The sequence below is a fragment of the Azoarcus sp. DD4 genome, from assembly GCF_006496635.1.
Taxonomy (GTDB): Bacteria; Pseudomonadota; Gammaproteobacteria; order Burkholderiales; family Rhodocyclaceae; genus Azoarcus.
The window spans coordinates 679,095-699,773 of record NZ_CP022958.1; the positions used below are offsets into that span (position 1 = coordinate 679,095).

General features: G+C 68.2%; 21 protein-coding genes. 12 read left to right on the top strand and 9 right to left on the bottom strand.

Annotation, left to right across the window (positions count from 1 at the left end):
* The first annotated feature begins 187 nt into the window (after positions 1 to 187).
* Together CJ010_RS03250 and CJ010_RS03255 are read left to right on the top strand one after the other, a co-directional pair.
* Positions 188 to 1,384 (top strand): acetyl-CoA C-acyltransferase, encoded by a 1,197-nt coding sequence (locus CJ010_RS03250; RefSeq protein WP_141016709.1) that lies wholly within the window; start codon positions 188 to 190, stop codon positions 1,382 to 1,384.
* Positions 1,385 to 1,500: 116 nt separating this feature from the next.
* Positions 1,501 to 2,301 (top strand): enoyl-CoA hydratase/isomerase family protein, encoded by an 801-nt coding sequence (locus CJ010_RS03255; RefSeq protein WP_141016710.1) that lies wholly within the window; start codon positions 1,501 to 1,503, stop codon positions 2,299 to 2,301.
* Between the two features lie 127 nt (positions 2,302 to 2,428).
* Here CJ010_RS03255 and CJ010_RS03260 read toward each other — a convergent pair whose 3' ends face one another.
* Positions 2,429 to 3,211, bottom strand: coding sequence for a YdcF family protein (locus CJ010_RS03260; protein ID WP_141016711.1), 783 nt, complete (start codon positions 3,209 to 3,211; stop codon positions 2,429 to 2,431).
* 63 nt (positions 3,212 to 3,274) lie between these two features.
* Here CJ010_RS03260 and CJ010_RS03265 point away from each other — a divergent pair, with 63 nt between their 5' ends.
* From CJ010_RS03265 to ubiA, 8 genes are all read left to right on the top strand, one after another.
* A complete protein-coding gene (locus CJ010_RS03265) occupies positions 3,275 to 4,558 on the top strand; it encodes an O-acetylhomoserine aminocarboxypropyltransferase/cysteine synthase family protein (RefSeq protein ID WP_141016712.1) in 1,284 nt (427 codons plus the stop codon).
* Positions 4,559 to 4,568: 10 nt separating this feature from the next.
* The gene (locus CJ010_RS03270) at positions 4,569 to 5,129 is read left to right on the top strand and encodes a DUF2802 domain-containing protein (RefSeq protein WP_205754886.1); all 561 of its coding nucleotides are present in this window, start codon (positions 4,569 to 4,571) and stop codon (positions 5,127 to 5,129) included.
* Complete coding sequence (locus CJ010_RS25610; RefSeq protein ID WP_141016714.1) at positions 5,129 to 5,806, top strand: SPOR domain-containing protein; 678 nt, start codon at positions 5,129 to 5,131, stop codon at positions 5,804 to 5,806. Before CJ010_RS03270 ends, CJ010_RS25610 begins: the two co-directional genes overlap by 1 nt.
* 72 nt (positions 5,807 to 5,878) lie before the next feature.
* Positions 5,879 to 6,319 (top strand): flagellar assembly protein FliW, encoded by a 441-nt coding sequence (fliW, locus tag CJ010_RS03280; RefSeq protein WP_141016715.1) that lies wholly within the window; start codon positions 5,879 to 5,881, stop codon positions 6,317 to 6,319.
* A 121-nt stretch (positions 6,320 to 6,440) separates the two neighbouring features.
* Positions 6,441 to 6,821, top strand: coding sequence for a RidA family protein (locus CJ010_RS03285; protein ID WP_141016716.1), 381 nt, complete (start codon positions 6,441 to 6,443; stop codon positions 6,819 to 6,821).
* An 8-nt stretch (positions 6,822 to 6,829) separates the two neighbouring features.
* Complete coding sequence (gene recG, locus CJ010_RS03290) at positions 6,830 to 8,872, top strand: ATP-dependent DNA helicase RecG (RefSeq protein WP_141016717.1); 2,043 nt, start codon at positions 6,830 to 6,832, stop codon at positions 8,870 to 8,872.
* A gap of 107 nt (positions 8,873 to 8,979) precedes the next feature.
* The gene (locus CJ010_RS03295) at positions 8,980 to 9,552 is read left to right on the top strand and encodes a chorismate lyase (RefSeq protein ID WP_141016718.1); all 573 of its coding nucleotides are present in this window, start codon (positions 8,980 to 8,982) and stop codon (positions 9,550 to 9,552) included.
* Entirely contained in the window at positions 9,539 to 10,402 is an 864-nt protein-coding gene (gene ubiA, locus CJ010_RS03300; RefSeq protein WP_141016719.1) for a 4-hydroxybenzoate octaprenyltransferase, read from the top strand. The genes CJ010_RS03295 and ubiA overlap by 14 nt, the downstream gene beginning before the upstream one ends.
* Positions 10,403 to 10,488: 86 nt before the next feature.
* Here ubiA and CJ010_RS03305 read toward each other — a convergent pair whose 3' ends face one another.
* The 3 genes from CJ010_RS03305 to CJ010_RS03315 form a co-directional block, all read right to left on the bottom strand.
* Entirely contained in the window at positions 10,489 to 14,358 is a 3,870-nt protein-coding gene (locus CJ010_RS03305) for a DUF3683 domain-containing protein (protein ID WP_141016720.1), read from the bottom strand.
* 115 nt (positions 14,359 to 14,473) lie between these two features.
* Positions 14,474 to 14,827: a RidA family protein gene (locus CJ010_RS03310; protein WP_141016721.1), complete on the bottom strand. Its 354-nt coding sequence runs from the start codon at positions 14,825 to 14,827 to the stop codon at positions 14,474 to 14,476.
* Between the two features lie 61 nt (positions 14,828 to 14,888).
* Positions 14,889 to 15,305 carry a YqaA family protein gene (locus CJ010_RS03315; protein WP_141016722.1) on the bottom strand — a complete coding sequence of 139 codons (417 nt, stop codon included), beginning with the start codon at positions 15,303 to 15,305 and terminating at the stop codon, positions 14,889 to 14,891.
* Between the two features lie 141 nt (positions 15,306 to 15,446).
* Here CJ010_RS03315 and CJ010_RS03320 point away from each other — a divergent pair, with 141 nt between their 5' ends.
* The gene (locus tag CJ010_RS03320; protein WP_141016723.1) at positions 15,447 to 15,845 is read left to right on the top strand and encodes a PsiF family protein; all 399 of its coding nucleotides are present in this window, start codon (positions 15,447 to 15,449) and stop codon (positions 15,843 to 15,845) included.
* A gap of 68 nt (positions 15,846 to 15,913) precedes the next feature.
* Here the strand turns inward: CJ010_RS03320 and CJ010_RS03325 are convergent, their stop codons facing one another.
* The 3 genes from CJ010_RS03325 to CJ010_RS03335 form a co-directional block, all read right to left on the bottom strand.
* Positions 15,914 to 16,780 carry an FHA domain-containing protein gene (locus CJ010_RS03325; RefSeq protein ID WP_141016724.1) on the bottom strand — a complete coding sequence of 289 codons (867 nt, stop codon included), beginning with the start codon at positions 16,778 to 16,780 and terminating at the stop codon, positions 15,914 to 15,916.
* 115 nt (positions 16,781 to 16,895) lie between these two features.
* Positions 16,896 to 17,825, bottom strand: coding sequence for a tRNA 2-thiocytidine(32) synthetase TtcA (gene ttcA / locus CJ010_RS03330; RefSeq protein ID WP_141016725.1), 930 nt, complete (start codon positions 17,823 to 17,825; stop codon positions 16,896 to 16,898).
* A gap of 89 nt (positions 17,826 to 17,914) precedes the next feature.
* On the bottom strand, positions 17,915 to 18,661 hold the full coding sequence (locus tag CJ010_RS03335; protein WP_141016726.1) for a pteridine reductase: 747 nt from the start codon (positions 18,659 to 18,661) through the stop codon (positions 17,915 to 17,917).
* Positions 18,662 to 18,786: 125 nt separating this feature from the next.
* Here CJ010_RS03335 and CJ010_RS03340 point away from each other — a divergent pair, with 125 nt between their 5' ends.
* Complete coding sequence (locus tag CJ010_RS03340; RefSeq protein WP_141016727.1) at positions 18,787 to 19,959, top strand: class I SAM-dependent methyltransferase; 1,173 nt, start codon at positions 18,787 to 18,789, stop codon at positions 19,957 to 19,959.
* A gap of 60 nt (positions 19,960 to 20,019) precedes the next feature.
* Here CJ010_RS03340 and CJ010_RS03345 read toward each other — a convergent pair whose 3' ends face one another.
* Positions 20,020 to 20,292, bottom strand: coding sequence for a hypothetical protein (locus tag CJ010_RS03345; protein WP_141016728.1), 273 nt, complete (start codon positions 20,290 to 20,292; stop codon positions 20,020 to 20,022).
* Between the two features lie 90 nt (positions 20,293 to 20,382).
* Positions 20,383 to 20,595, bottom strand: a complete 213-nt coding sequence (locus tag CJ010_RS03350) for a hypothetical protein (protein WP_141016729.1) — start codon at positions 20,593 to 20,595, stop codon at positions 20,383 to 20,385.
* Positions 20,596 to 20,679: the final 84 nt, after the last annotated feature.

A 20,679-nucleotide genomic window follows, 5' to 3' on the forward strand; every position in this document is an offset into this window, starting at 1 on the left:
CAGAGACGCCGCGCGCTTATCGGGCGTTTGAGCGGCGACTCGGTAGCAGTGACGGGCGGGGTGTTTGTGGAGAGGGCGAGGACTGTCTGAGCGAGCGTAGCGAGCGAGTTCCGCAGCCCTCGGAACAAATTCCCTGCTCGGCACTGCGAGCACGCATCGCGCTCGTCCAAACGAGGAGAACGAAGAAATGAGCAAACAGATTCAGGACGCCTACATCGTTGCCGCCACCCGCACGCCGGTGGCCAAGCGCAACGGCGCCTTCCGCCATGTCCGCCCGGACGACATGCTGGCCCATGTGCTGCGCGCGGTGATCGCCAAGGCGCCGGGCCTGGACCCCGGCGAGATCGGCGACGTCATCACCGGCTGCGCCATGCCGGAAGCGGAGCAGGGCATGAACGTCGCCCGCATCGGCCTGCTGCTGGCCGGGCTGCCGGACCGGGTGCCCGGCGTCACCCTCAACCGCTTCTGCGCCTCCGGCCTGCAGGCGGTGGCCGATGCCGCCAACCGCATCCGCCTCGGCGAAGCCGACGTCATGATCGCCGCCGGCACCGAGAGCATGAGCGCGATGCCGCAGATCATGGGCAACAAGGTCAGCCTCAATCCCGAGATCTTCGCCCACCGGGAAAACATCGGCATCGCCTACGGCATGGGGTTGACGGCCGAGAAGGTCGCAGAGGAATGGAAGGTCACCCGGGCTGACCAGGACGCCTTCGCACTGCAGTCCAACCAGCGCGCCTGTGCCGCCATCGCCGCCGGCCGCTTCCGGGACGAAATCGCCCCCTACACCGTGCGCAGCCACCTGCCCGGCGAAGGCGGTACGGTACGCATCGCCGAACGCCTGATGGATACCGACGAAGGCCCGCGCGCCGATGCCTCGCTCGACGCACTCGGCAAGCTCAAGCCGGTGTTCGCCGCACGCGGCTCGGTCACCGCCGGCAACAGCTCGCAGATGTCCGATGGTGCCGGTGCGGTGCTGCTGATGAGCGAGGCCGCGTTGAAGCGCTACAACGCCGTGCCGATCGCGCGTTTCCGCAGCTACGCGGTGGCCGGCGTGCCGCCGCGGGTGATGGGCATCGGCCCGGTTGAAGCCATCCCGCGTGCCCTGAAGCTCGCCGGCATCGCCCAGGGCGAACTCGACTGGATCGAACTCAACGAAGCCTTTGCCGCCCAGGCGCTGGCGGTGATGCGAACGCTGGATCTCGACCCGGCCAGGGTGAATCCGCTCGGCGGCGCGATCGCGCTCGGCCATCCGCTCGGCGCCACCGGCGCCATCCGTACTGCCACGCTGATGAGCGCGATGCAACGCGGCGAAGCGCGCTACGGCATGATCAGCATGTGCATCGGCACCGGCATGGGCGCGGCGGGCGTGTTCGAGCGCGTCTGAACGCGTCGCGCGCTACACTGCGGACATCGACACCGGCCGGCGAACTCCGTCGGCCGGTTGCATGTCCGGAGCCGACGATGGCGCTCCGGCGGCCCGACAACAAGGAGACCTCAACCATGGCCGGAACCGTATTGCTCGCCGTCGCCGACGGCGTCGCCACGCTCACCCTCAACCGCCCGGCGGCACTCAACGCATTGTCGGTGGAGATGATGCAGGACCTCTCCGCCACCGTCCGCGACCTTTCGGTGCGCAAGGACTTCAAGGTGGTGGTGATCGTCGGCGCCGGCGACCACTTCATGGCCGGCGGCGACCTCAAGGACTTCGCCACGCATCTGCATCTGTCGCCCGAAGCCCGGCTCGCCACCTTCCGCGCGATGATCGCGCAGTACATCAACCCGACGGTCGAAACCCTGCAGAGCCTGCGCCAGCCGGTGATCGCCAAGGTGCGCGGTGCCTGTGCCGGCTTCGGCCTGTCGCTGATGCTGGGCTGCGATCTCGCCGTCTGCGCCGACAGCAGCGTGTTCACCACCGCCTACGCCGCGATCGGCCTCTCGGGCGACGGTGGCGCGTCCTACTTCCTGCCGCGCGCGGTGGGCCGGCGCAAGGCAGCCGAACTGCTGCTGCTGGCCGACCGTTTCGATGCCGCCGAAGCGCTGCGGCTGGGCATCGTCACCCGGAGTGTGCCCGCCGCCGAACTCGACGTCGAAACCGACAAGCTGGTCGCCCGACTCAAGGCCGGCCCGCTGCAGACCTATGGCGAGATCAAGCGCCTGCTCGCCGATTCCCATGACAACCAGCTCGAAAGCCAGTTGCAGAGCGAAGCCGAGGCCTTCGGCCGCTGCGGTGCCACCGCCGACTTCGCCGAAGGCGTCACCGCCTTCCTGGAAAAGCGCAAGCCGGGTTTCAAGGGGGCTTGAGCGAGCATTTTCCGGGCGGCGCCGCGGCGTGTTTCTCAGGGGTGCCGGCAAGCCGGCTACCGCGAACGCGTTGCCCGAACCGGTGACCCGGCCGCCCGGTGCTCCGCCGACCCCCGCGCAACTGCGATCAACGCGTCAGGCGATACGCCAGCAAGCCCATCCACTCGTGTACTGCATACCAGCCGGCGTAAGCCGCGTTCTGGCTGGGGAGGCTGGGCCACGGCGGGTCGCCCTCCGCCGCGCCCGGCCCGCGCCCCAGCCAGGCCGTCGGCGCCGCCACCACCTGGAAGCCCTGCGCCTCGAACTCCGCCTGGGCGCGTCGCATGTGGGCAGCATGCGTCACCAGCACGATCCGGCTCACCCCCGATGCACGCAATTGTTCGGCCGAATGGCGCGCGTTGTCGCGGGTATCGCGCGAGGCACCCTCCAGCCAGCGCGTCGCAATGCCGAAATCCTCGCGCAGCGCCTGGCTCATCAGCGCTGCCTCCGGCACTTCGCCGGTTGGCGCGCCACCGCTCACCAGCACCGGCAGCTGCAGCTCGCGCGCCAGCCGTGCGCCGTAACGCAGGCGCTCCAGGGTCAGCCGGTTTACCGTGTCGCCGCCGAATTCAGCGGCGTCATGCCGGCGGCCTCCGCCAAGGATGACGATGGCCTGCGCCGTGCGGGCCTCGGCCGCATCCACCACCCGGCCCGGCTCCAGCGGCGCCAGCAGCCAGCCGACCGTGAGCGGTGTCGTCAACAGCAGGCCGACCGCCATCCCGCTCCAGGCCAGTCCCAGCCCCAGCCGGCGGTGCCGGCCCAGCAGCAACAGCCCGGCACCGGTCAGCACCAGGGGCAGCAGCGGCGGCAGCACGAAGGCGGCGACCAGTTTCTTCAGCCAGAACAGGACAAGGGCAAGATCGAAGTGCATCGCGATTTGTCGGCGGGGGATGTCGCCAGTATTATCGGCGCAATTCAAACGCGCGCTCCGCCCATGCCCGATCACCGCTTCGGCATCGAATCCCTCTGCCTCCACGCCGGTCAGCAACCCGATGCCGAAACCGGTGCGCGCGCGGTACCGATCTACCAGACCACCTCTTTCGTCTTCGATTCGCCCGAGCACGCCGCCGAACTCTTCAACCTGCAGACCTTCGGCAACGTCTATTCGCGCATCTCCAACCCCACGGTGGCGGTGTTCGAGGAACGCATGGCGGCGCTCGAAGGCGGCCGCGCCGCGCTCGCCACCTCGTCCGGCCTGGCCGCGCAGATGACCGCGCTGCTCACGCTGGCCGAAGCCGGCGACGAGATCGTCGCCGCGCGCACGCTCTACGGCGGCAGCTATTCGCAGCTCGACGTCAGCCTGCGCCGGCTGGGCATCAAGACCACCTTCGTCGATCCGTCCGACCCCGAAAACTTCCGCGCCGCAATCACCGAGCGGACCAAGGCGGTGTACGGCGAGATCATCGGCAACCCCAGCCTCAACGTGTTCGACGTCGCCGCGGTGGCGGCCGTGACCAAGGCTGCAGGCGTGCCGCTGGTGATCGACAGCACGCTGGCCTCGCCCTACCTGTGTCGCCCGATCGAACACGGCGCCGACATCGTCATCCACTCGGCCACCAAGTACATCGGCGGCCACGGCACCACCATGGGCGGCGTGCTGGTGGAGTCCGGCACCTTCCCCTGGGACAACGGCCGCTTCCCGCAGATGGTCGAACCCTCGGCCGGCTACCACGGCGTGCGCTTCTTCGAGACCTTCGGCAACTTCGGCTTCACCATGAAGGCGCGCATGGAAACCCTGCGCACCTTCGGCCAGGCGCTGTCGCCCTTCAACGCCTTCATGCTGCTGCAGGGGCTGGAAACCCTGCATGTGCGGATGGACCGCCATGTCGCCAACGCGCGTGCGGTGGCGGATTTCCTCGCCGCCCATCCGGCGGTGGCCTGGGTCAATTACCCCGGCTTGACGACGAGCCCGGACCACGCACTCGCCCAGCACTACTTCCCCAAGGGGCCGGGCGCCATCCTGTCCTTCGGCATCCGCGGCGGCCAGGCCGCCGGCGAGCGCTTCATCGAAGCCCTGCAGATGATCAGCCACCTCGCCAATGTCGGCGACGCCAAGACCCTGGTCATCCATCCGGCCTCCACCACCCATCGCCAGCTGTCGGAAGCAGAACAGCGTGCCGCCGGCGTGCCGCCGGACATGGTGCGGCTGTCGGTCGGCATCGAGACCCTGGATGACATTGTCTGGGATCTCGACCAGGCGCTGGCGCGGGCGGGGTGAGGGCATTGCGGTGAGCCTGCGCACGGCCGTCTGGATCGCGATCGCGCTGCTGCTCTGCTACGGCGGCTGGCAAGTGCTGTGCGCGATCCGCGGCGGCTTGCGCGGCAGCCGTCCGGCGGCGGCGACATCGCCCGCCGCAGCCGTCGATGACGGAGACGATGGCGACGACGGCGACGACGGCGATTTCGACTACGCACCCATTCCCGCGCGCACCCGCGAGCCCCAGCCGGGCGCAGTCACCGCAAGCGCCGCGCCCCCGGCGGCGGCCCCCGATGCCTTCCAGCTCGAACTGGAGCTGCAGCGCCTGCGCCGCGAGGTGGCCGCCCTGCGTGCGGCGCTCGATGTGCAGCAGCAGGAGATCGGCGGTCTGCACGACAGCCTGAGCAGCCTGCAGACGCAAAACGAGCGTTCTCTCGTGAGCCAGAACGCTTCGCCCGAGTACAGCGAGGCGCTGGTGTTCGCCCGTCGCGGCCTGCCGGTCGAGGCCATCGCCGAGCGTTGCGGCATCACCGTCGCCGAGGCCGAGCTGGTGCGCGCCCTGGCCGCGCGCAACGACGACGGAGCGCAGTAGTGAGCGACAGCGCCGATACGCTGCGCACTGGCCGCAACGCCGCCCTGCTGCGTGCCGGTATCGCCGTCGCTGCTGCGGTCGCGTTGCTGGTCGGGGTATTGCTGATGGACGACGCGCGCCCGCCGCAGCAGCCGGCTCCGCCCGAGGCGACACCCGCGCCGTCCGTGCCGCAGCCTGTGCCGGCGTCGCCGGTCGCGGTGCCTGCTGTCGAATCCGTCAAGCCGCAACCAGCCGCCGCCGAGAAGGCCGCCCAAGCGGAAGAGGCGGCGCCGGTTGCAGAACCTGCTCCAGCGCAGGGCGCCGTGCTGGTGGCGCCGGTGGCTCCCCTGGCGCCGACGCCGGCCAGGGTGGTCGCACCGGTGGTGAGCACGCCGGCAATGCCGGTGGTCGATACCGCGGCTGTGCCCGCGAATGCTGCCGCGCTGGCGGCACTCGCCAACCAGCCAGCCGCGCCGATGAAGGACGGTTATCTGCTGCAGCTCGGTGTCTTCGGCAACCCGGTAAATGCCGGCGCGCTGCAGGCCGAACTGGCGGCCAAGGGTTTGCCGGCGCGGGTCGAGAGCCGGGTCGTGCTCGGGCCCTTTCCGGATCGCAAGGCGTTGGATGCGGCGCAGCGGCGACTCAGGAACGAACACAAGCTTGGAGCGATCGTGGTGCCGCCGCGTAACGCGCGTTGAGCGGGTGGCAGCGGCACTTCATACATGCTTGGACGGAGCGTGATCCGTCCGCGTCAGGAGAGGAGAAAACGCATGAAAATCGAAAGTCCGGTATTCGGCAGCGCCGAGGTGTCCGACGACAAGGTGATCGAATTCCCGGCCGGCCTGCCCGGGTTCGACCACTGCAAGCGTTTCGTGCTGGTCCACGAAGAAGGCGGCGATGCCAGCGTGTTCCTGCTGCAGAGCGCGGACGATGCCGATGTCGCGTTTTCGGTGACCGGTCCGGAGCAGCTCGGCGTCAATTACGAGTTCGCGCTGACCGATGAAGAGGTGGCCACGCTCAAGCTCGCGCGTCCGGAAGAAGCGCTGGTCGCGGTGATCGTGCGCAAGGACGGCGAACTCGGTTCGCCCGCCAGTACCGGGCTGCGCGCCAACTTCATGGCGCCGCTGGTGATCAACGTCGAGGCCCGCCGCGGTCTGCAGAAGGTGATCAACCGCCTCGGCTGCGACATCGTGCTGCGCGAGCGCGTCTGAAGCCGAGGTCGCGGGTCTGGCCGGCCGCATGCCGGCATCCCCTGCCGAAACCGGGCGCTGCGGCCTGTCGCGGCGCCCCGCGGTTTACAATGCGGTCCTCAGACAACCCGAGGACGCCTTCATGAGCCGCAGCATCGTTTCCACCCCCAATGCGCCCGCCGCCATCGGCACCTATTCGCAGGCGGTCAATGCCAACGGCACGGTCTACCTGTCCGGCCAGATCGGCCTCGATCCCGCCACCATGCAGCTGGTCGAAGGTTTCGAGGCGCAGACCGTGCGCGTGTTCGAAAACCTCAAGGCGGTGGCCGAAGCCGCTGGCGGTTCGCTCGGCGACGTGGTCAAGCTCAACATCTACCTCACCGACCTCGCCAACTTCGCCAAGGTGAACGAGATCATGGCGCGCTACTTCTCCGAGCCCTATCCGGCGCGTGCCGCGGTCGGCGTCAAGGAGCTGCCCAAGGGCGCGGTGGTCGAGGCCGACGCCGTCCTGGTGCTCGGCTAAGGCACGGCGTGACGTCGACGAGCTGGCCGGGGCTGGCCGAGCCACTCGCGTCGCGCCTGAAGAAGCTGGACCTGCACCGGTCGGAGGATCTCGTCGTCCACCTGCCGCTGCGCTACGAGGACGAAACCCGCCTGACGCCGATCGCGGTCGCCCGCGCCGGCTTCCCGGCGCAGGTGGAAGGCGAGGTGACGTCCTGCGAGATCGTGCTGCGCCCCCGCCGCCAGCTGGTGGCGCGGGTGCGCGACGAGTCCGGCACGCTGGTCGCGCGCTGGCTCAATTTCTATCCTTCGCAGCAGAAGCAGCTGGCGGTCGGCCGCCGGGTGCGGCTCTTCGGCGAGGTGCGCGGCGGCTTCTTCGGCGACGAGATGGTGCATCCGCGGGTGCGCAGCATCGAACCCGGGGAGGGCCTGCCGGAGTCGCTGACCCCGGTCTATCCGACCACCGCCGGGCTGGGTCAGGCCACGTTGCGCAAGCTGATCGACCGTGCATTGAAGACCGTTCCGCTGCAGGATCTGCTGCCGGAGGCGGCGCGCCGCGCGCTCGGGCTGCCGGGCTTCGCCGAGGCGCTGGCGGCGCTGCATCACCCGGCGCCGGACGCCGATCCGATCGCGCTGGAGAACCGCGAGCATCCCGCCTGGCGGCGCATCAAGTTCGAGGAGCTACTGGTGCAGCAGCTCTCGTTGCGGCGCGCCTACAACGCCCGCCGCGCACGCGAGGCGGTGGTGCTGCCGGCGCGCCAACAGCTTACCGCCGGGCTGATCCGCGGCCTGCCGTTCGCGCTCACCGGTGCGCAGCAGCGCGCCTTCGGCGAGATCGCGCAAGACCTCGCCGCCGCCCATCCGATGCAGCGTCTGCTGCAGGGCGACGTTGGCAGCGGCAAGACCATCGTGGCTGCGCTGGCGATGCTGCAGGCCGCCGAGAACGGCTGGCAGGCGGCGCTGATGGCGCCTACCGAGATCCTCGCCGAGCAGCACTACAAGAAGCTGGCCGCCTGGCTGGCGCCGCTCGGGGTCGGCATCGCCTGGCTGTCGGGCAGCCGCAAGAAGCGCGAACGCGAGGCCGAACTGGCCCGGCTCCAGAACGGCGAAGTGCTGCTCGCGGTCGGCACCCATGCGCTGATCGAGGACGAAGTCGCGCTGCCGCGCCTCGCGCTCGCCATCATCGACGAACAGCACCGCTTCGGCGTGCGCCAGCGCCTGGCGTTGCGCGAGAAGGGTGAGCACGGCCTGCGCCCGCACATGCTGATGATGTCGGCCACGCCCATCCCGCGCACGCTGGCGATGACGCACTACGCCGACCTCGACGTCTCGGTGCTGGACGAACTGCCGCCGGGGCGGACGCCGATCCGCACCAAGCTGATCTCGGATGCACGCCGCGACGAGGTCGTCGAACGGGTGCGCGCGGCCTGCCTTACCGGCCGCCAGGCCTACTGGGTGTGCCCGCTGATCGAGGAGTCCGAGGCGCTGCAGCTTCAGACCGCGATCGACACCTTCGAGGCACTGTCCGCAGCCCTGCCCGAGCTGCGCGTCGGCCTGGTCCACGGCCGGCTGAAGGCCGACGAGAAGTCGGCGACCATGGCCGCCTTCTCCGCCGGCGAACTGCAGGTGCTGGTGGCGACCACGGTGATCGAGGTCGGGGTGGATGTGCCCAACGCCAGCCTGATGGTGATCGAACACGCCGAGCGCTTCGGCCTCGCACAGTTGCACCAGCTGCGCGGCCGGGTTGGACGCGGCACCGCGGAATCGGTGTGCATCCTGCTGTTCGCCCAGCCGCTGTCGGAGAACGGCCGGGCAAGGCTGAAGGTGATCTATGAACACACCGACGGCTTCGCGATCGCGCGCGAGGATCTGCATCTGCGCGGGCCGGGCGAATTCGTCGGAGCGCGTCAGAGCGGGGTGCCGCTGCTGCGCTATGCCGATCTCGAGCTGGACATCGACCTGATCGAACCGGCGCGCGAGCTGGCCGAGCGCATGCTGCGCGAGACCCCGGCCGAGGCCGACGCCCTGATGCGTCGCTGGCTGGGCGGGCGCGAATCGCTGCTGCGCGCGTGAGCAGGGCGGGGCAGATGGCGGGGCGGGCGGCCCGCGCAGCGGACAGGGCTTCCCCCGGAGCCGCGCTCGTATACGATCACGCCTTTCCCGCGTCCGCCGTATCGCCGATGTTGCACCGTCCCTTCCGCGAGACCTGGCTTGCCTGCCCGCAGCGCGCCGGCATTCCGCCTCGTCTGCGCCCCTGGCTGACCGATCCGGCCTCGCTCACCGCCCGCATCCGTGCGCGCTGCAGCGCGTTCCGGGTGCGCGTGCTGCGCCAGTGTGCCGGCAGCCTGCACCCCGACGAACGCCGCTTGCTCGGCCTGCGCGCCGGCGAGACGGCGCTGCTGCGCGAGGTGCTGCTGATTGCCGACGGCCGGCCGGTGGTGTTCGCGCGCAGCGTGGTGGCGCGCCGCGACCTGCGCGGCGGCTGGCTGCGCCTCTGGCGCGGCATCGGCAGCCGGCCGCTGGGCGCGGCGCTGTTCTCCGACCGTCGCATCAGCCGACTGCCGCTGGCCTGCGCACGCATCGGCGTCACCGACAGGCGTTATCATCTTGCCCGACGCTCGCTCGCCGGCGATGCGGTGCTGCCACCGGCGCTGTGGGCGCGGCGCTCGGTGTTCCGGCTGCACGGCCGGTCGCTGATGGTGAGCGAGTTCTTCCTGCCCGCGATACTCGAACTGCCCGATGATCCTCTCTGAACGTCTCCCCCTCTACGGCCGCCTGATGCGGCTGGACAAGCCGATCGGCTCGCTGCTGCTGCTGTGGCCCACGCTGTGGGCGCTGTGGCTGGCCGCCGACGGCAAGCCGCCGCTGCATGTGCTGGTGATCTTCGCCGTCGGCACCTTGCTGATGCGCTCGGCCGGCTGCGTGATCAACGACTACGCCGACCGCGACTTCGACGGCCATGTCGAACGTACCCGCAACCGTCCGCTCGCCACCCGCGCGGTGAGCACGCGCGAGGCGCTGTGGCTCGCCGCCGGCCTGTCGGCCGTGTCCTTCGTGCTGATCCTGCCGCTCGATCCGCTGGTGATCTGGCTGTCGGTGCCGGCATTGTTCCTGGCCGCGAGCTATCCCTTCACCAAACGCTTCTTCGCGATCCCGCAGGCTTACCTCGGCATCGCCTTCGGCTTCGGCATCCCGATGGGTTTCGCGGCGGTGCAGGGCGAGGTGCCGGCGATGGCCTGGGTGATGCTGCTCGCCAACATCTTCTGGGCGGTGGCCTACGACACCGAGTATGCGATGGTGGACCGGCCCGACGACCTCAAGATCGGCATCAAGACCTCGGCAATCACCTTCGGCCGCTTCGACGTGGCGGCGGTGATGCTGTGCTACGCTGCGGCGCTCGGTCTGCTGGCCTGGGTGGGCGCGCAGGCAGGTCGCGGCGTGTTCTTCTTCGCGGGGCTGGCGGTCGCCGGCGGTCTGGCGATCTATCACTACACACTGATCCGCCATCGCGAACGGGCGGCCTGCTTCAAGGCCTTCCGCCACAACAACTGGCTGGGCGCGGCGGTTTTCGCCGGGTTGGCGCTGGATTACCTGGCCGGCTGAACCGGTCGCGGCAAGCGCAAAAGAACATCGCCGGCGGCGGGGTGACCCGCGGCCGGCGATGTGCGTTTACGAGGTGTCTCGGGCGATTACAGCAGCACGCGCTCGATCCCGCCGCTGTTGGCCTTGGCGACATAGTCGGGCATCCAGTCCTCGCCCAGCAGGTGCTTGGCGAGCTCGACCACGATGTAGTCCGGCTCGACGCCACCGGCGTCGTCGGCGTAGCGGTGCAGGCCCTGCAGGCAGCTCGGGCACGAGGTGAGTATCTTGGTCTGCGCGCCGGGTTGTGCTTCCTGCATCTTCGCCACGCCCTTCTCGATCTCTTCCTGCTTGCGGAAGCGCACCTGGGTGGAGATGTCCGGCCGCGCGACCGCCAGCGTGCCGGATTCACCGCAGCAGCGGTCCGACAGATCCACCCGCGTGCCCATCAGCGCATTGGCCACCTTGATGCCGGAATGCACCTTCATCGGGGTGTGGCAGGGCTCGTGGTACATGTAGTTCACGCCCTGGATGCCGTCGAGCTTGACGCCCTTTTCCATCAGGTACTCGTGGATGTCGAGCAGGCGGCAGCCGGGGAAGATCTTCTCGAACTCGTACTTCTGCAGCTGATCCATGCAAGTGCCGCAGGACACGATCACCGTCTTGATGTCGAGATAGTTCAGCGTGTTGGCGACGCGGTGGAACAGCACGCGGTTGTCGGTGGTGATCTTCTGGCCCTTGTCGTCCTCGCCGGCCGAGGTCTGCGGGTAGCCGCAGCACAGGTAGCCCGGCGGCAGCACGGTCTGCGCGCCGACGTGGTAGAGCATCGCCTGGGTGGCCAGCCCGACCTGGCTGAACAGCCGCTCCGAGCCACAGCCGGGGAAGTAGAACACCGCGTCGGAATCGCCGTTGGCTTTCTGCGGGTCGCGGATCACCGGGATGACCTTGTCGTCCTCGATGTCGAGCAGGGCGCGGCTGGTCTTCTTGGGCAGCTTGCCCGGCATCGGCTTGTTGATGAAGTGGATCACCTGGGCCTTGAGCGGCGGCTTGCCGAGCGTGGCCGGCGGCGCCTTCACCTGCTGCTGGATCAGGCCGAGCGACTTGCCCATCTTGTGGGCGAAGCGCTGCGCCTTGTAACCCCATTCGATCATGCCGGTGCGGATCAGCTTGATCGTCGCCGGATCCTTGATCGTCAGGAAGGCCATCGCCGCCGCCTTGCCCGGGTTGAACGACTTCTTGCCCTGCTTGCGGAGCAGGTTGCGCATCTTGATCGAGACGTCGCCGAAATCGATGTCGACCGGGCAGGGCTTCTCGCACTTGTGGCAGACCGTGCAGTGGTCGGCGACGTCCTCGAATTCGGCCCAGTGCGCCAGCGACACGCCGCGGCGGGTCTGCTCTTCGTAGAGCATGGCCTCGACCAGCAGCGAGGTGCTGAGGATCTTGTTGCGCGGCGAGTAGAGCAGGTTGGCGCGCGGCACATGGGTGGAGCACACCGGCTTGCACTTGCCGCAACGCAGGCAGTCCTTGATGTCGTGGGCGATGTCGCCGATCTCGGTCTGCTCCATGATGAGGGACTCGTGCCCCATCAGGTTGAAGCTCGGCGTGTAGGCGTTGTCGAGGTTGCCGCCCTTCATCAGCTTGCCGCGGTTGAAGCGGCCTTCCGGGTCTACCTTGGCCTTGTAGGCCCAGAACTCTGCCATCTCCTCGTCGGTGAGGTAGTCGAGCTTGGTGATGCCGATGCCGTGCTCGCCGGAGATCACGCCGTCCAGGCTGCGCGCCAGTGCCATGATGCGGTCGACCGCGCGGTTGGCGGTCTGCAGCATCTCGTAGTGGTCGGAGTTCACCGGGATGTTGGTGTGCACATTGCCGTCGCCGGCGTGCATGTGCAGGGCCACGAAGACGCGGCCGCGCAGCACCTGCTTGTGCAGCTCGGCGATCCTGTCCAGCACCGGGCGGAACACCACGCCGTCGAAGATCTTGTCCAGGCGCGGCTTCAGTTCGGTCTTCCACGACACCCGGATCGAGTAGTCCTGCAGGCGGTGGAAGAGGCGGGGGTTGGCGGCGCGGTTGGACAGATCGCCGGCATTGACGCCGTAGGAGGCAAAGCGCGACTCGGCCTCGGCCAGCGGCAGGTCGAGATTTTCCAGCAGCCATTCCCAGCGCAGCCGCACCGCTTCGACGTAGTTGAGTGCGGCCTCGCGACGGTCGCCGATGAGTTCTTCCGAGGCGAGGTTGGCATCGCCCTGGTCGAGCGGCAGCTCGCCGCGCAGGAACTCGGCAAGCGTGTCGCACAGCTCCAGCTTGTTGTGGATGGAGAGCTCGATGTTGATGCGCTCGATGCCATCGCAGTAGTCGCCCATGCGCGGCAGCGGGATCACCACGTCCTCGTTCACCTTGAACGCGTTGGTGTGGCGTGAGATCGCCGCGGTGCGGGAACGTTCCAGCCAGAAGCGCTTGCGCTGCTCCGGCGATACCGCGATGAAGCCTTCGGCCCCGCGCACATTGGTCATGCGCACCACTTCGGAGGCGGCGGCCATCACCGCGTTCTCGTCGAAACCGACGATGTCGCCGATCAATACCATCTTGGGCCGACCATGGCGCTTGGCCTTGGTGGTATAGCCCACCGCCTTCACGTAGCGTTCGTCGAGGTGCTCGAGGCCCGCCAGCAGCACGCTGGCGGCGTTGCCGGCGCCGCCTGGCTTGAAGTAGTCGGTGATCTCGACGATGGCCGGCACGGCCTCGCGCACCTGGCCGAAGAATTCCAGGCAGACGGTGCGGGTGACCGGCGGCATCTTGTGCAGCACCCAGCGCGCGGCGACGATGAGGCCGTCGGTGCCTTCCTTCTGCACGCCGGGGATGCCGCCGAGGAATTTGTCGGTGACGTCCTTGCCCAGCCCGTCCTTGCGGCAGTGCGCGCCCGGCATGGAGAGGATTTCCTCGCCCAGTGGCTTGTAGCTGATGCCGTCGAAACGGCGCAGGCGGAAGCGCGCGGTGTGCTGCTCGTGGATCTTGCCGAAGTTGTGGTCGAGGCGTTCGACCTCCAGCCAGTTGCCGTCCGGCGTGACCATCTTCCACCACGCCAGGTTGTCGAGCGCGGTGCCCCACAGCACGGCCTTCTTGCCGCCGGCGTTCATGGCGATGTTGCCGCCCACGCAGGACGCGCTGGCCGAGGTCGGATCGACCGCGAACACGCGGCCGGCGAGGCCTGCCGCTTCCGACACGCGTTCGGTGACCACGCCGGCGCCGGTGCGGATGGTGGCGTAGGGCGAGGCCATCGGTTTGCCGTCGGCGTCGGGCAGTACCATGTCCTCGACCGGGCCGATGGCGATCAGCTTCTCGGTGTTGATCACGACCGAATTGGCGTCCAGCGGCACGGCACCGCCGGTGTAGCCGGTGCCGCCGCCGCGCGGGATGATGGTCATGCCGAGCTCGATACAGGCCCGCACCAGCGGCGCCATCTCTTCCTCGGTGTCCGGGTAGAGCACGACGAAGGGATACTCGACGCGCCAGTCGGTGGCGTCGGTGACGTGCGAAACGCGGGCGTGACCGTCGAAGCAGATGTTGTCGCGGCGGGTCAGGCGACCCAGGGTTTTCAGCACCGACTTGCGCTTGCGCTCGGTGTCGTCGAACCAGCGCTCGAAGTCGGCCACCGCCTCGCGCGCGCGGCTGATCAGCAGTGCGACGCGGTCATTGCCCTGGCGGCGCTTTTCGACTTCGCTGACACGGTGGTTGAGCGCGCCGACCAGTGCGTGGCGCCGTTCGCGGCTGGCGAGCAGGTCGTCTTCGAGGTAGGGATTGCGACGCACCACCCAGATGTCGCCCAGCACTTCGTAGAGCATGCGCGCCGAGCGGCCGGTGATGCGCTCGCTACGCAACTCGTCCAGGACCGACCAAGCGTCGGCGCCAAGGAGGCGGATGACGATCTCGCGGTCCGAGAACGAAGTGTAGTTGTAGGGGATTTCTCGCAGACGTTGGGTCATTGGCGTACCGGGCAAACTACCGCTGGGGAACCCGCGATTCTATCGAACCGCAGTGCAACACGCAGCACAAATCAAGACCTTATGAAAGCTGCGGGCTTATTGCAGGTGAGAAGGGTCAGGTCGTTGCTGCCGTCAGGGCAAGCTCTATCCGCCAGCCGGGCTGGGCCAGACCGGCGACGCGCACGCAGGCGCGTGCCGGTGCGCAGCCCGCCGGCACCCAGGCATCCCACACTGCGTTCATCGCGTCGTAATCGGCCATGTCGGTGAGGTAGACCGTGGCCATCAGGATACGTGCCTTGCTGCTGCCGACGGCGGCGAGCTGCCGCTCCAGGCTGGCCAGCACCTCAGCCGTCTGGGTGGCGATGTCGGCGCTTGCGGTGGCTGGGACCTCGACGAGATAGACGACCGAGTCGTGGATCACGGCGTCGGCATAGCGGGCGGTCACGCCCTTGCGCGCTATCGGCTGCATGGCTGCTTCCTGGCTTGGGGCTCGCCAGTATAGCGCCGTGCTTCCATCCGCCAGGGACGCTTCAGTGCATCAGCCAGGCGACGGCTGCATAGCGCACACCCTTGCCCAGCGCCATCCATAGCAGGCAGGGCAGCCAGCGCAGGCGCAGCAGTCCGGCGGCAACGCAGAGGGCGTCGCCGATCAGCGGCAGCCAGGACAGTACCAGGCTGACGCTGCCAAACCGCCTTACCGCCTCCAGCCGTCGTGGAATCTCCTTGCGTGGCAGCAGCCGTGCCAGCAGATAGGAAGTCATGCCGCCCAGGGTATTGCCCAGCGTCGCCACGCCGATCGCGGGCAGCACCAGATCCGGGCGGAAATGGAGCAGGCCGGCGAACACCGCTTCGGAGCCGCCAGGCAGCAGCGTGGCCGCGAGGAAGGCAGACAGGAAGAGCGCGCCCAGGCCGGCAGGAGCCTCGCCGACACTGGCGATCAGCTCCATTTCGGTTGCCGTCCGGCACTGTTGAAAATGCATTCATCATTGACATGAAAATATGACAAATGCAGAATCCGGCGCGTTCCAGTGTTGTCCGCCGAGATCCTTTCCCAGGGTCTTTTCATTGCCATGTCCAGGAGATTCGTGATGAAGAAGCTGTTGCCGGTGTTTGCCGTGCTGGTGTCCTGCGCCGTCCTCTCGCCTGCCGAGGCGCAGGCCAATCCGCAGCACGAAAGGATGAAGCGCTGCAGTCAGGAAGCCAAGGAGAAAACCCTGAAGGGGGACGAGCGCAAGCAGTTCATGAGCGGCTGCCTCAAGGGCAAGCACCCTGAGACCGCAGCGGCCGGCGCCTCGGCAGCCAAGCCGTCGCCCCCGGCAGTCAAGCCGGCCGCGGCCAAGCCCGCCACTGCTGCCAAGGACGCGGTGGCGGAAACTGCCGCGGCGGAGCCGCGCAGCAAGATGAAGACCTGCAACCAGGCCGCGACCGAACAGGCGCTCAAGGGCGATGCGCGCAAGGCCTACATGAGCGAGTGCCTGAAGGGCTGAGGCAGTACGAATGGAAACGCCCTGGCGGCGAGTGCCGGCAGGGCGTGAAGGCGGCGCGCGGTCTGGCGCTAGACGATGTCGAAGAAGACCAGGTCGCGCTCGATCTCGTTGGCCGAGAAACCGCAGCCGATGCGCCCCGGACCGGACAAGGCGATCTCGTCGTCCTTGATGCAGCGCTCGCCGACACCATCGATCGAAACGAAACTGCCGTTGGTGCTCTGGTCGATCAGGATGAAGCCTTCGCGGCGGCGTTCGATGCGGGCGTGCTGTCGCGAGGCGCGGGCGTCGATGATCACCACGTCGTTGCCGAGCTCGCGGCCGAGCAGCAGAACCGGACGCTGCTCCTCGACGAAGAGGATTTCCTGCTGGTGACGCAGACGCAGGCGTTGCGAAACCCGTGCGCTCGGCGGTACCGAGGTGACCATGCCGACGCGCTGGCCGATCGCGTACACCGGCCATTCGAGCTTGTCGAGGTCGCCGTCGTGGATGGCTTCGGTGCCGGCGAAGTGACGGGTGGAGGGCGATAGCAGCATGACCGTCGCACCGCTGGCCAGGGCCTGGCCGGGGCGACAGAGTTCGACCAGCTGCCGCGCTACGTCGATGCCTTCGCCGCTGCGGCCGTCGGTTTCGACAGCGCCATAGTGCAGGCCGATGCGCATCGCCAGCCGGGTGCCGCTGACGGGAGGCAGATTCATGACCCGTTCCAGCATTTCACAGCAGGCAAGCACGGCGGCGTCACAGCGCTCGAAGCTGACGCTCACCTGTTGCATGTCCCGTTGCAGCACCGTGCCGCCATTGGCTTCGATGGCGCGGTCGATGCGGTTGAGGCAACGTTCCACCGCGTGTGCGGCCTCGGTTGCACCCAGTCGGCCGACGAGCCGGTCGTGGCCGAGCACTTCAGCGACGAGCAGGCACAGGTTTCTTCTCTCGGACATGACGGCGGCGATCAGTTAGGTGCTAGGTGCTGCGGAGGGGTCTTGCTGCATTTGCGGGACCGGCAGGGCATGATGATCAAATGCCGATGGCGATGCAAGCCGAAATGGCAACGGTCTATTTCGAATTTGATACATGCGCATGGAAGCTGATCGTCTCGCCGCCCTGGGGGGGCAAGGGGATAGGATCGAAGGCGATGTCGCCTTCGATCACCGCGGTGCCGCGGGTGAGGCCGACGAAGTCGAACAGCTTGCTGTCGGAAAGGTGAGAGGGCACCACGTTCTGCAGCGCGGTCGCGAGGGATTCGATCCGGCCCGGGTAGTCGCGTGCCCAGCTCTGCAGCATGTTCTTGATCTGCTTGCGCTGGGCGTTTTCCTGCGAACCGCACAGATTGCACGGAATGATGGGGAAGTCCATCGCGCGGGCGAAGCGGGCGATGTCGTTCTCGGTGCAGTAGGCCAGCGGCCGGATCACCACGTGCTGGCCGTCGTCGCTCACCAGCTTGGGCGGCATCGCCTTGATCTTGCCGCCGAAGAACATGTTGAGGAAGAGCGTTTCCAGCATGTCGTCGCGGTGGTGGCCGAGCGCGATGCGGGTGGCGCCGATTTCCTTCGCCGTGCGGTAGATGATGCCACGGCGCAGGCGCGAGCACAGCGAGCAGGTGGTCTTGCCCTCGGGAATCTTGTCCTTGACGATGGAGTAGGTGTCCTCGGCGACGATGCGGTATTCGACGCCGATGGATTCGAAATAGGCGGGCAGTACGTCGTCCGGAAAGCCCGGCTGCTTCTGGTCGAGGTTCATCGCCACGATGCGGAAGTCCACCGGCGCGCGTTCGCGCAGGGCCAGCAGACAGGACAGCAGGGTGTAGGAGTCCTTGCCGCCGGAGATGCAGACCATGACGGTGTCGCCGTCGCCGATCATGTTGTAGTCGGCGATGGCCTCGCCCACACCGCGTTCGAGCTTCTTCTTGAGGCGCAGGAAGGTGTTGGAGTGGCGATGTTCGGCGGCGTTGGCCGAAACGGCAAGCGGGGCGGGGGCGGCGTTCACGGGGAGCTCGGGGTGGAAAAACGAGCCGAATTATACCCTTGCGCGAGCCCTTGACCTGCAGTGGCAGATGCCCAGCATGGGCGTGGGCTTTACAGGTGGGCGCTGCGGCCGCCGTCTACCGCGAGGATCTGGCCGGTGATGTAGGGCGCGTCGAACATCAGGAAACGCACGCTGCGGGCGATGTCCGCCGGGTTGCCTTCGCGCTGGAGCAAGGTGTGGCGCACGATCTCCGCCCGCTCGCTGGCGCCGAACTGATCGTCCTCCGGCCAGGCGATGGGGCCGGGCGAGACACCGTTGACCCGCACCTCGGGCGCGAGCTCGACCGCCAGGGCACGCGTCAGGCCGGCCAGGCCGGCCTTGGCCGCGCAATACAGCGGATAACCCTTCAGCGGGCGTTCGGCGTGGATGTCCACGATATTCACGATGGCGCCGCGGCGCTGCCGGAGTTCGCCCGCGAGCGCCTGGGTAAGAAACAGCGGCCCTTTGAGGTTGGAGCCGATCAGGTCGCCCCAGGCGGCTTCGTCCATGGTGCCGACGGGGGTGGGGAAGAAGCTGGAAGCGTTGTTCACCAGGCCGTCGAGACGGCCGAAACAGGCCAGCGCCGCTTCGGCGACCGCGGCCGGCAAGCCGTCGATGGCGAGGTCGCCGCACACGCTGGCGGCCGACCCGGGGCGCAGCGCGTTCATCCCGGCCACCAGCGTGTCGGCTTCGGCGGCCGAGCGGCGGTGATGGACGATGATACGGGCGCCGGCGTCGTGGAGTTGCCGGGCAATCTCGGCGCCCACCCTGCGGGCGGCGCCGGTGACGAGAATGACGGGAGCGGGCGAAGTGTCCATGGGGTAGGCATTGTCACGCCCTTCGGTGCATGTGGGAAGTCCGTGCGAGGCTACGCGGGGAGGTCCGTCGGGATGTCCGGCGATACAATGCGGCCTCGATCGATTCCGCTGCCGCCCATCCCGCCATGTCTTCCCTGCCCCCGCCTTCCGCAGACGCGCTCGCGCAGAGCGCGCGCCTTGTCGAACGTCTGCACGCCGAGATCCGTGCCGCCGGGGGCTGGTTGTCCTTTGCCCGCTACATGGAGCTCGCGCTGTACGAACCGGGTTTGGGCTACTACAGCGGCGGGGCACGCAAGTTCGGGCCGGGTGGCGACTTCATCACCGCGCCCGAACTCACGCCCCTGTTCGGCCAGGCGCTGGCGTCGCAGGTCGAACAGGTGATGCGGGCGAGCGCCATGCAGGTGATCGAGGTCGGTGCGGGCACCGGTCTGCTCGCAGCCGACCTGTTGCTGGAACTGGAGCATCGCGGCTGCCTGCCCGAAGGCTACGGCATCCTCGAATTGTCGGGCGAATTGCGCGAACGCCAGTTCGACACCCTGGCGGCGAAGGCGCCGCACCTGGCGTCGCGCGTCGCCTGGCTCGACCGCCTGCCGGATGCCTTCAGCGGTGCGGTGGTGGCGAACGAAGTGCTGGACGTGATGCCGCTGCATCTGGTGGTGTCGCGGGCCGACGGACTGTTCGAGCGCGGCGTCGCGCTCGCCCCCGGTGGGGAGGGCGAGGTGCTGCATTGGGCCGATGTGGCTGCCGCCGGGGTGGTGCGCGAGGCGGCGCTCGAACTCAGCCTGCCGGTGCCGGAACAGGGCGAATACGTGACCGAGATCAATCTCGCCGGCTCGGCCTGGGTGGCGTCCTGGGCCGAGCGGCTGCAGCAGGGGGCGATGCTGCTGGTCGACTACGGTTATCCGCGCGCCGAGTACTACCTGCCGTCGCGCTCGGGCGGCACCCTGCTGTGCTACTACCGCCACCACGCCCACGGTGATCCCTTCCTGTGGCCGGGGCTCAACGACATCACCGCCTTCGTCGATTTCACCGCGGTGGCGGAGGCGGCGTTCGCCGCCGGGCTGGACGTGCTCGGCTATACGACGCAGGCGCAATTCCTCTTCAACTGCGGCGTGCTCGAATGCCTGGCGCGGCGGGGGCCGGAAGAAAAGGCGGACTACATCCGAGCCGCGCGGGCGGTGCAGCGCCTGACCGCACCGCAGGAAATGGGCGAACTCTTCAAGGTGCTGGCGGTGGCGCGTGGCATTGCCGAACCCCTGGTCGGCTTCAGCCGTGGCGATCGCCTGCATACCCTCTGAAGTGGCGCGGCAATCACGACGGCTACGGCGGTCTTCCAGCGCGGCGACGCCGACCGTGCCTCAGTCGGGCGAGACCTCGTTCACGCTGCATTTGGCGACACCGAATTCAGTGCGGACCAGCAGTGGAAAGCCGCTGCCGGTGTAGCGGCCGAAGGCGCCGATGTTGTAGCCGACGATGCGGCCGGCGACGTGGCCCAGATGCACCGGACTGCCGATCGCGAAGCCGGCATGGATGGCGCTGTGTACCGCATCGAGGGCGCTGCTGCGCCAGCGGTCGGGTGTGGGTTCGGCGGCGGCCCGCCGGCCGCCGCGCATCAGTCTGAGCGGTTCCATGTTGTTCTCCTGCCGGCAGCAGGACATCCCTTCGCGGCGCCGTGTCGACGTCACGTTCCTTCTGCTGCAGCGGCGCCGCCGCTACGACGGCTACTCCTGGTTGCGGTAGATCGCTTTCAGGAAGGCCTCGATGTCCTCGGGTGGTGGCTGGCGCTCGCGGCGCTGCCGCCCTTCGAGTTCGACTTCCTGCAGTTGCGGCGCGATTTCCGGGCGCGGAAGCCAGTTGGCGTTCATCACTTCCTCGTCGTACGGGGGCGGTTCCCCGATCGCTTTGCCGGTATTCATGTCCATGATGATCACCATGATGGCCTCCGCAGTGCTTACCGGACTTCTCGCCCTTGTTTGCTCTTACGGCCGCCGGCGGGCGGACTTGAGCGGAGCGGCGGG